Origin of the sequence: Streptomyces roseicoloratus, from assembly GCF_004117935.1 — a bacterium.
GTDB lineage: Bacteria > Actinomycetota > Actinomycetes > Streptomycetales > Streptomycetaceae > Streptomyces > Streptomyces roseicoloratus.
The window spans coordinates 34,411-43,637 of sequence record NZ_SDOY01000089.1; the positions used below are offsets into that span (position 1 = coordinate 34,411).

A 9,227-nucleotide genomic window follows, 5' to 3' on the forward strand; every position below is an offset into this window, starting at 1 on the left:
TGCTTTTCCTGCTTGCGTTCACGCTGTGGACTCACCGTTCATCCTGTCAGATCCGGCGGGTCCTGAGCGGTCGTGTCGACGGCCCGACGGGCCGCGTTCACGTGCCGGTCGGCCGGTGGAGGCTCAGTGGCCGCACGCCCAGGCCGCCGAGGCGGTCGCGGAGTCGGCCCTGGCCCGCAGGGAGCGGACGGCGTCGGCCGGGTCGGCGGCGCCGTAGACGGCGGAACCGGCCACGAAGACGTCGGCGCCGGCCTCGGCGCACCGCTCGATGGTGGACTCGGAGACGCCGCCGTCGACCTGGAGCCAGAGCTCCAGGCCGTGCTTGGAGATCAGCTCACGGGTGCGGCGGATCTTCGGCAGCATGATGTCGAGGAAGGCCTGGCCGCCGAAGCCGGGCTCGACGGTCATGATCAGGAGCATGTCGAGCTCCGGCAGCAGGTCCTCGAACGGTTCGATGGGCGTGGCCGGCTTGAGTGCCATGGACGCGCGGGCGCCCTTGGCGCGGATCTCCCGGGCGAGGCGCACCGGCGCGGCGGCCGCCTCCACGTGGAAGGTGACGGATCCCGCGCCGGCCTCCACGTACTGCGGGGCCCAGCGGTCCGGGTCCTCGATCATCAGGTGGCAGTCGAGCGGGGTGTCCGTGGCCCTGGCCAGCGACTCCACGATCGGGACGCCCAGCGTCAGGTTGGGCACGAAGTGGTTGTCCATCACGTCGACGTGCAGCCAGTCGGCTCCGTCGACCGCCTTCGCCTCATCGGCGAGCCGGGCGAAGTCCGCGGACAGGATGCTGGGATAGATCTGCGCCATGTGCCAAGCCTGCCATGTTCTTGAGGACTTCTTTGCCGCGGAGCGGTGTGGATCGTGCGCGGGACGCTTCACGCGGGGGACGTAATGGTACAGACCAGCCGATCCCGCCGGTAGGGTCCGGCGGGATCCTGTCACGCCTCCGCGGAATCCGTTCCGTCGACGGGCGTCGTCACGGCGACCCGCACCGTACCGGTGGCCGAGACCACCACCTGCGCGACCGTGTGCTCCTCGGGGTGACCGGCGACGACGCCCGGGTGTCCGTCGGCCGTCGGCAGGGGGCGTACGCGCCATCCCTCGCCCGCGAAGTACGCCCGCGCGCGTTCCACCACCCGCAGCCGCTCGTCCTCCGGCAGCGCCGGGGTCGACCAGGTGTGGTGCACCGCGGCCCCGGACCCGCCCGGGACCCTGCTCAGGCCCTCCCCCGGCTGCGCGGGCGCCGATCCGGCCCGCAGCACGTCGTAGATCCGGCTGGAGTGTCCGAGGGCGCGGCGCGCGGCGGGGTCGTCGGCGTCCTGGGGCTCGAACGCGGCGGGATCGGCGGCGGAGGAGGCCTTGTCCGGCGGGAGGAAGCAGGGGGACGTGACCTTGAGGGAGGCGAGGCCCTCCTTCCTGGCGCGGTCGAGGACGCCGGTCACGGCGTTCATCCAGAAGTCGTCCGCCTTCGTGCGCATGTAGACCGCCGGGTAGTCGGTCTCCCAGTCCTGCTCGCCCGACTGGTTCACGTAGCCGTGCTTCCGCCAGGCGTCCCGTGCCTGGCGGACCAGGTTCTGCGCCTGGGTCCCCGGAACGCCGGTCAGCTTGTAGATGAGGGTGACCTGCACCCGGTCGTCGGGCCGGTGGTCGTCGTGGGCGAGGCAGGGGCCGACGGGCGCGGGGCCCATGCGCTCCAGCGTCGGCCGGGGCGACATGCCGTCGACGGCCTCCCCGATGATCTCCTCTGCCCGGGCGATCGCCTGCTGCTCGTTCATCACTACCTGCTTCGGTGCGTTTCCGCCGGTGTCGGGTCCGTCCTCCTGTGCCCCGCACGCGGTCGCCATGAGCGTCATGGCCAGCAGCGCGGCGGCCGGGACGGCCTTGCGTGGGTTCACAGTCGTCCTTCGGTCACGATCTTGCCCAGGGTGCCCAGGGGCTTCTCGTCCCAGTACTGGGAGTGCGCGGGCATCATCTCCCAGTCCGTGAGCGGCAGCTTCCCGTCGGGGACCTCGAAGACCTGGCCCCCGAAGTCCTCCGAGGTCGGGTCGGTGCCGTGCACGATCTCGTCGCCGTCGAAGAAGGTGTCCCAGTACGCCTTCGGGCTGAGCGGGTCCCTGGCCACCGGTGGGGCGAGGTTGATGAGGTCGTTCTGGGCGGTGCCCGCGAAGACGTGGTCCGGCGGGATGTTCAGGTCCTTGGCGTGGTTCACTCCCACACCCGGACTGCCGACCATGATCGCGTTGTCGACCGGCAGGTCGATGTGCGTCTCCATCGTCTCGCCCACCACCAGGGAACCGTAGCTGTGGCCCATGAGCGTCTGGTTCACGCCGTTCTCGCGGTGGTTGGCCTCCTCGAGCCCCTGGATGAAGTCGCCCAGCGGCTCCTTCGCGTCGTCGGCCCACCCGGTCTCCGTGGCGTCGGTCATGATGCCCTGCGGGGCGTCGTAGCCGAGCCACACGATCGAGGCCGTCGCGTGCGCCCCGTCCTGGCGCTCCGCCTCGGCCTGGAGGAGCTGGGCCCTGCGGAGGTCCCCGTCGATCGACTCCAGCTTGGCGAACGTCCCGGGCACGTACGTCACCACGTTGTCGGCGGTGTCCGGGTTGCCGATGGAGACGATGGCGCGGCCCATGCCGTTGCCGTCGAAGCCGAGCAGGTAGGGGCGGTTGCCCTCGGTCGTGAAGCTGTCGAAGCGGGACTGGATGGCGTCCATGCCCTTGAAGCCGTTCTCCAGCTTCTTCCGCTTCTCCTCCCACTCCTTCCACTCCTCCGTCGGGACCATCGCGCCCTTGACCTCGCGGCCCGTGACGGGGCTGATGTACGGCCGGTAGTGCTCGGGCTCCTTCCTGAGCCAGGCGTCGTACTCCAGCTGCCTGGCGGCCCGCTGTTCCGCGAGCACCGTGCGGTTGGCCTCGTCGCGCACGGCCGAGGGCAGGCCGTCGAGGGATCCGACACTCGCCGGGTGCAGGGAGATGTAGGCCTCGCGCTGCTCGTCCGTGAGGCCCTTCCACCAGTCGGCGTTGTCCTGGGGCCAGTCGTTCTCGGGCGGCGGCTCGATCGAGCCGAGGTAGGCGTCGGCCGCTCCGCGTACGCCGCCCGTGTCCGAGGCGACGTCCGTCCAGTCCCGGTCCGAGACGGTCAGGTCGTCGTCGGCCCTGAGGGCCCGTACCTTCGGTTCCCACTTGGCGTCGGCGTCCGTGGCCTCCTTGACCGCGTCGGCGATCCGGTCGGCGTACGCCATCGCCTTGCCGTAGTGGGGGTTCGGGTGGATGTTCGCCGCCTGGCGCTCCAGGGCGTCGGAGGTCGCGTCGCCGCCGGCGCTGCCGGTGACCGTGCCCCCCTCGGTGTCCTTCTCGTCGCCCGGCTTGCGGCCCGCCGGGTAGCTCACCGAGCCGTCGGCGTTCACCGTGCAGCCGTCCGCGCGGGCGTCCTCGACCGCCGCGTCGAGCTTCCGCTTGGCGGCGGCCATGTCGTACGCGAACCCGTTGAGGGCCGTGCTGATCACATGGCATTCGGTGACGGTGTAGTGGAAGTTCTCGGCCAGGGCCTTGAGCTGCTTCTGCGCCGCCTCCGCCGACTCTCCCGACAGGGACGTGCGCATGCCGGTGGCGACGGTGTTCTCGATGTGGTTCCTGGCCGCCTGGGCGGCGTTGCCCAGGGCGCGGTAGCCGTCGGCGGCGCCCTCGAACCCGGTGGGTTCGAAGGCCTTGAGGGTGGCGTAGTCCATGGCGCCGGTCACCGGCTCTTCGACTGGCCGCCGACGGCGTCCGTGTCGGCGTACGTGCGGTTCAGCCGGTCCATCTCGCCCTTCACGGCCTCGTCGGTGGTCAGCACGTCCCGGCCCACCTGCCGCAGGATGCCCTGGAGCGCGCCGCACCGCTTGCCGACGTTCTCGGCGTACTTCTTCCACGAGTCGTGGACGTCCTTCTGCGCCGCCGCCGTCAGACAGCCCGTCGTCGCGCCGAGCCCCGCCTGGCCCTCTTCCAGCTTCGACAGCGCGGTGCCCATGCTCCCGCGGAGGGAGCCCACGCCCTCGGCGGCCGTGGTCCACGCCTTCTGACTGGACTTCAGACCGCCGGTCACGGCACTCGGCCCTGAACTCGGCTCCACCGGTACGTGGTCGAGCCGCATCGCCGCGGGCGGACCCCCGGCGGTCCCGGCCTTGATCTGTTCCCACTCGTCCCACGCCACGCGCAGGCCCCCGTTCACCCGTGTCACTTTCAGCGGGGACCACTACAGCGCACACGCGACGCGGAACTCATGAGTATCCGTACCTATGTTGGGGCGCCACGTCCGGAAACGGCACCCCGGCGCCCGGCCACGGGCGCGCCTTCGACGCCTCAGGCCGTACGGCGGATCAGGGCGAGGTACATCGCGTCCGTGCCGTGCAGGTGCGGCCACAGCTGGACGTCGGGGCCGTCGCCGAGGTCGGGGACGCCGGGCAGCAGGGGCCGGGCGTCGATCAGCTCGGCGCCGCCGGCCTTCTTCAGGACGTCGTCCACGACCACGCGGGTCTCGGCGAGGTGCGGCGAGCAGGTCGCGTAGCCGACCACGCCGCCGACGCGCACGGCCCGCAGCGCCTCCGTGAGCAGCCCGCGCTGCAGCGGGGCGAAGCCGTCGAGGTCGGCGGGCCGGCGGCGCCACCGGGCCTCCGGGCGGCGGCGCAGCGCGCCGAGCCCGGAGCAGGGCACGTCCATCAGGACCCGGTCGAAGGAGCCCTCGCCCCACGGCGGGCGGGTGCCGTCGGCGGCGATGACCTGGTAGGGGCCGGGGTTGCCGGCGAGGGCGCGCTCGACCAGGCGGGCGCGGTGCGGCTGCTTCTCGGAGGCGAGCAGGGCGGCGCCGCGCCCGGCGGCCAGCGCACCGAGCAGGGCCGCCTTGCCGCCGGGGCCGGCGCAGCCGTCGAGCCAGCGGGTGTCGGGTCCGTCGAGCGGGGCGTTGGCGAGGGCGATCGCGACGAGCTGGCTGCCCTCGTCCTGGACGCCGGCCCGGCCTTCGCGCACGGCCTCGATCGCCCCGGGCTCGCCCCCCTCGGAGAGCCGCAGCGCGTACGGCGACCAGCGCCCGGGCTCGGTCTCGGCCGCGGCGGCCAGCTCGTCGGTGGTGGCCCGGCCGGGCCGGGCCACCAGGGTGACCTCGGGCCGCTCGTTGTCGGCCTCCAGCAGGCTCTCGATCCCGGCGCGGCCGCCGCCGAGGGCGTCCCACAGCGCGGACACGACCCAGCGCGGATGCGAGTGGACGACGGCGAGGTGGTCCTCGGCGTCCTCCTCGTACGGCGGCGCGACCCGCGCCACCCAGGTGTCGAAGTCGTCCTGGGCGATCTTGCGCAGCACGGCGTTCACGAACTTCGCCCGGCCGTCGCCGAGCACCACACGGGCCAGCTCGACGGTGGCGGAGACGGCGGCATGGCTCGGGATCCGGGTCCCGAGCAGCTGGTGCGCGCCGAGCGACAGCACGTCGAGCACCGGCGGGTCGACCTCGCGCAGCGGCCGGTCGACGCAGGCCGCGATGATCGCGTCGTACGTCCCCTGCCGGCGCAGCGTGCCGTACACCAGCTCGGTGGCGAGGGCCGCGTCCCGGCCGTCGAAGCCCTCGTTCTTCTCCCGCGCCTTCTTCAGCAGCGGCGGGAGGACCAGGTTGGCGTAGGCGTCGCGCTCGTCGACGGCCCGCAGCACCTCGAAGGCGAGGATCCGCACGGGGTCCTTCTTGGGCCGCCGGTGGGGCCGGGGGGCCTTGGAGGACGTGGGGGTGCGGCGACGTGCCTGCTCGCTCAAAGGTGCTCCGCGTGAGAAAGAAGAGGTCGAACCTCCTCAGCCTACGTCCGCGCGCCGTCCCGGGAAAAACGGCCGAGCCCGACCGCCCGGTCACCGGCGGCGATCAGACACGGGACGGGTCGCGTGCCGTACCCGTCCGCGTCGGAGGCGGCCGGCACCGGCGGGTCCTCGCCGACGAGCCGGACGATCTCCGCCCGCTCCTCGGCGGTGGCCTCGCGGAACTCCGGGTCCGAGAAGGCCGTCGGACACCGCAGGCAGACGGTGTCCGTGAACGCGACCTGCAGTCCGTGGCCGTAGGAGAGGTCGTGGCCGGCGGCCAGGGTGAGCCGGCTGCCGTCGTAGCGCAGGACCGTCCGGTCCCACCAGGAGCCCTCCGGCAGCGGCAGCACGGTGGGCTACGCCCCGACCCGCTCGCCGGGCGCGATGCGCACACCGCGCGCCCAGTCGGCCGCCTTCATCGGCTTCTTGCCCTGCGGCTGGACCCAGAGCAGTTCCACCGCGTGGGAGCCGGTGCCGACGTACACGTTGTTCTTGCCGACGGCGAGCTCGCCGGGGGCCAGGTCGGTGCGGTCGGGCAGCAGCGCGACCTGGATGAGCTTGAGGCGCTCGCCGCGGAAAAGGGTCCAGGCGCCGGGGGCGGGCGTGCAGCCGCGGACGACGCGGTCGACGCGGAGCGCGGGGGCCGCGAAGTCGACGTGGGCGTCCTCGACCTGGATCTTCGGGGCCAGGGTGATGCCGTCGGCGGGCTGCGGCACGGCCTTCAGGGTGCCGTCCTCGATGCCGTCCATGGTGGCCGCGAGCAGTCCGGCGCCCGCGAACGCGAGGCGGGTGAGCAGGTCTCCGCTGGTGTCGGTGGGCCGCACGTCCTCCGTGACGACGCCGTACACCGGGCCGGAGTCGAGGCCTTCCTCGATCTGGAAGGTGGACGCGCCCGTCACCTGGTCGCCCGCCATCAGCGCGTGCTGCACCGGCGCCGCGCCACGCCACGCGGGCAGCAGCGAGAAGTGCAGGTTGACCCACCCGTGGGCGGGGATGTCGAGGGCGACGCGGGGCAGCAGCGCGCCGTACGCGACGACGGGGCAGCAGTCCGGGGCGATCTCCCGGAGCCGTGCGAGGAACGCCTCGTCGCGCGGCCGTTCCGGCTTGAGGACCTCGATCCCCGCCTCTTCGGCCCGCTCGGCGACGGGGCTCGCGACGAGCCGGCGGCCACGGCCCGCGGGCGCGTCGGGCCGGGTGACGACGGCGGCCACCTCGTGCCGCCCGGAGGCGAGCAGGGCGTCCAGGGCGGGTACGGCGACCTCGGGGGTGCCAGCGAAGACGAGCTTCACGCGGGAAAACCTCGCATCTCGGGGCGGTGGCGGCGTCCACCGGACGGACCCTCAAGTCTAGGGTCCGTCAGCTCGGGGGGCGTACGCGAGGTCGAGCGCCCTGCGCATATGCGTGTACGCCCCCGCAGCGTGACCCAACGGACGGGTGGCGCGTTGGTCAAAGGAGATTGACCGAATCGGGTCGCCCTTCCCCCAGCGACCCGCCCCTTTCACGCCGGTTCGAGAGGCTCATCCATGGCCGACCACGCAACCCACGACGCCCAGGCCCGGGCAAGTCTGCACCTGCTCGTGCGGGACATCGAGCGGGTCCGGCGGCAGGTGGACGCACTGCGCACGCTCACGGCCCAGCTGGGCAATGTCTACCGTCCGCGCCGCACCGCTCCTTCGACGGGCTTCGTCGTCTACGGACGCGCTCCCGCCCCGACCGTACGGCTCGCCCAGGAGCTGCGGGACAGCGTCGAGACCCTGGTGACGGCGGCGGTCGACTTCGACCGCTCGCTCGGGTTCTCCTGGGACGCGGTGGGCTCCGCGCTCGGAGTCACCAAGCAGGCGGTCCACCGCCGTTACGGCTCGCGCCGCGCCCCGCAGGCGGGCGTCGCCCTGGACCCGGAGCGCACGGCGGAGCCGGGCCCCGCTCCCCGCACCGTGCCGGTGGTCCCGCCCGCCCGCACGATGCCGCCGCAGCCGACCTCGGGCAGCCAGGCGCTGCGCGAGGAGCAGCGCCCGCCGGCCTTCCCGGCTCCGCGCAACGGCTGACCGCAACGGCAGCACCGCACGGCGCCACACGGCGCATCACAGCGAAAGGGCCGCCCGCCACCACTTGGGTTCTAGTGGTTGTCGCAACACCCCAGTTCAAGGGGTGCGATGGACTTCCAGATCCGAGCGGACCGGACACCGCAGGGGCGTAAGAAGTTGTCCCGGGAGCGGGAGGCATACTCCCGGCTCGTGCGGCAGGGATACAGCAACACCGAAGCGTGCCGGATTGTCGGCATCGATGAGCGGACCGGTCGGAAGTGGCGCAACGGCCGCTCCGGGGAACGCAACCGGAAGCCGGTACCACCGATCAATCTGGTGGTGCCGGCTTCCGGTCCGTCCCGATACCTGAGCGAGGACGAGCGGATCCACATCGCGGACCGGCTGCGGGAGAAGGCCACGGTACGGGCGATCGCCGCGGAGCTGGGCCGAAGTCCGTCCACGGTCAGCCGGGAGATCCGCCGCAACCGCACCGACGGCACACGCGGCCAGTGGCACTACCGCCCGCACGCCGCCCAGGCCCGCGCCGACGCCCGCCGTCCCCGCCCCAAGCCCCGCAAGATCCTCCGGAACCCCGAGCTGCGGGACGCCGTCCAGACGATGCTGGACGAGAAGTGGAGCCCGGAGCAGATATGCCACGCTCTGCGGACACAGTTCCCCCAGCGGCCGGAGATGCACGTGGTCCACGAGACCGTCTATCAGGCACTTTATGTCCAGGGCAGGGGTCAGCTGCGGCGCGAGCTGGCCGGCGCCCTGCGCTCCGGGCGGGCCCGCCGCAGACCCCAGCGGCAGGCGAACTGCCGCCAGCCGCGTTTCACCACCCCGATGGTGATGATCAGCGAACGGCCCGCCGAGGTGGAGGACCGGGCCGTTCCCGGCCACTGGGAGGGCGACCTGATCATCGGCAAGGACGGCAGGTCCGCGATCGGCACCCTGGTCGAACGCGCCACCCGCTACGTCATGCTCCTGCACCTGCCCGGCGACCACGGAGCCGAGGCCGTCCTGACTGCCCTGACCGCCACCGTCCAGACCCTGCCCGCCCAGCTGATGCGGTCCCTGACCTGGGACCAGGGCAGCGAGATGGCCCGCCACGCGCAGTTCACCCTCGCCACCGACATCCCGGTCTACTTCTGCGACCCCGCCAGCCCCTGGCAGCGCGGCTCGAACGAGAACACCAACGGCCTGCTGCGGCAGTACTTCCCCAAAGGCACCGACCTGTCCGTCCACGACCCCGAGCACCTGGCCGCCGTCGCCGACCAGCTCAACCGCCGCCCACGCAAAACGCTCGGCTGGGAAACCCCGGCCGAGCGCCTGCATAAACTACTCGCGGCCTGACCAACACGACCACGTGTTGCGACGACCCCTAGAAACCGCC

The 9,227-nt window shown here is 72.6% G+C and carries 9 protein-coding genes; 2 read left to right on the forward strand and 7 right to left on the reverse strand.

Going from position 1 to position 9,227, the window contains the following annotated elements; translation table 11 throughout:
- Nucleotides 1–123: 123 nt before the first annotated feature.
- The 7 genes from rpe to fmt all read right to left on the reverse strand — a co-directional run bounded on the left by rpe (nucleotide 124) and on the right by fmt (nucleotide 7,099).
- Nucleotides 124–807 (reverse strand): ribulose-phosphate 3-epimerase, encoded by a 684-nt coding sequence (gene rpe, locus ESG85_RS08435; RefSeq protein WP_128977426.1) that lies wholly within the window; start codon nucleotides 805–807, stop codon nucleotides 124–126.
- 131 nt (nucleotides 808–938) lie between these two features.
- Nucleotides 939–1,895: a hypothetical protein gene (locus ESG85_RS08440; protein ID WP_128977427.1), complete on the reverse strand. Its 957-nt coding sequence runs from the start codon at nucleotides 1,893–1,895 to the stop codon at nucleotides 939–941.
- Nucleotides 1,892–3,724, reverse strand: a complete 1,833-nt coding sequence (locus tag ESG85_RS08445) for an alpha/beta hydrolase (protein ID WP_128977428.1) — start codon at nucleotides 3,722–3,724, stop codon at nucleotides 1,892–1,894. Before ESG85_RS08445 ends, ESG85_RS08440 begins: the two co-directional genes overlap by 4 nt.
- Nucleotides 3,725–3,732: 8 nt before the next feature.
- Nucleotides 3,733–4,206, reverse strand: a complete 474-nt coding sequence (locus ESG85_RS08450) for a hypothetical protein (RefSeq protein ID WP_246094886.1) — start codon at nucleotides 4,204–4,206, stop codon at nucleotides 3,733–3,735.
- A 131-nt stretch (nucleotides 4,207–4,337) separates the two neighbouring features.
- The gene (locus ESG85_RS08455; protein WP_128977429.1) at nucleotides 4,338–5,771 is read right to left on the reverse strand and encodes an RsmB/NOP family class I SAM-dependent RNA methyltransferase; all 1,434 of its coding nucleotides are present in this window, start codon (nucleotides 5,769–5,771) and stop codon (nucleotides 4,338–4,340) included.
- A 41-nt stretch (nucleotides 5,772–5,812) separates the two neighbouring features.
- Entirely contained in the window at nucleotides 5,813–6,160 is a 348-nt protein-coding gene (locus ESG85_RS08460) for a hypothetical protein (RefSeq protein WP_128977430.1), read from the reverse strand.
- Nucleotides 6,161–6,166: 6 nt separating this feature from the next.
- Complete coding sequence (fmt, locus tag ESG85_RS08465) at nucleotides 6,167–7,099, reverse strand: methionyl-tRNA formyltransferase (RefSeq protein WP_128977431.1); 933 nt, start codon at nucleotides 7,097–7,099, stop codon at nucleotides 6,167–6,169.
- 234 nt (nucleotides 7,100–7,333) lie between these two features.
- On the opposite strand from fmt, the gene ESG85_RS08470 reads away from it, so the two are divergent.
- Nucleotides 7,334–7,855 carry a hypothetical protein gene (locus ESG85_RS08470; RefSeq protein ID WP_128977432.1) on the forward strand — a complete coding sequence of 174 codons (522 nt, stop codon included), beginning with the start codon at nucleotides 7,334–7,336 and terminating at the stop codon, nucleotides 7,853–7,855.
- Nucleotides 7,856–7,963: 108 nt separating this feature from the next.
- Nucleotides 7,964–9,187 carry an IS30 family transposase gene (locus tag ESG85_RS08475; RefSeq protein ID WP_128977433.1) on the forward strand — a complete coding sequence of 408 codons (1,224 nt, stop codon included), beginning with the start codon at nucleotides 7,964–7,966 and terminating at the stop codon, nucleotides 9,185–9,187.
- The last annotated feature ends 40 nt before the right edge of the window (nucleotides 9,188–9,227 follow it).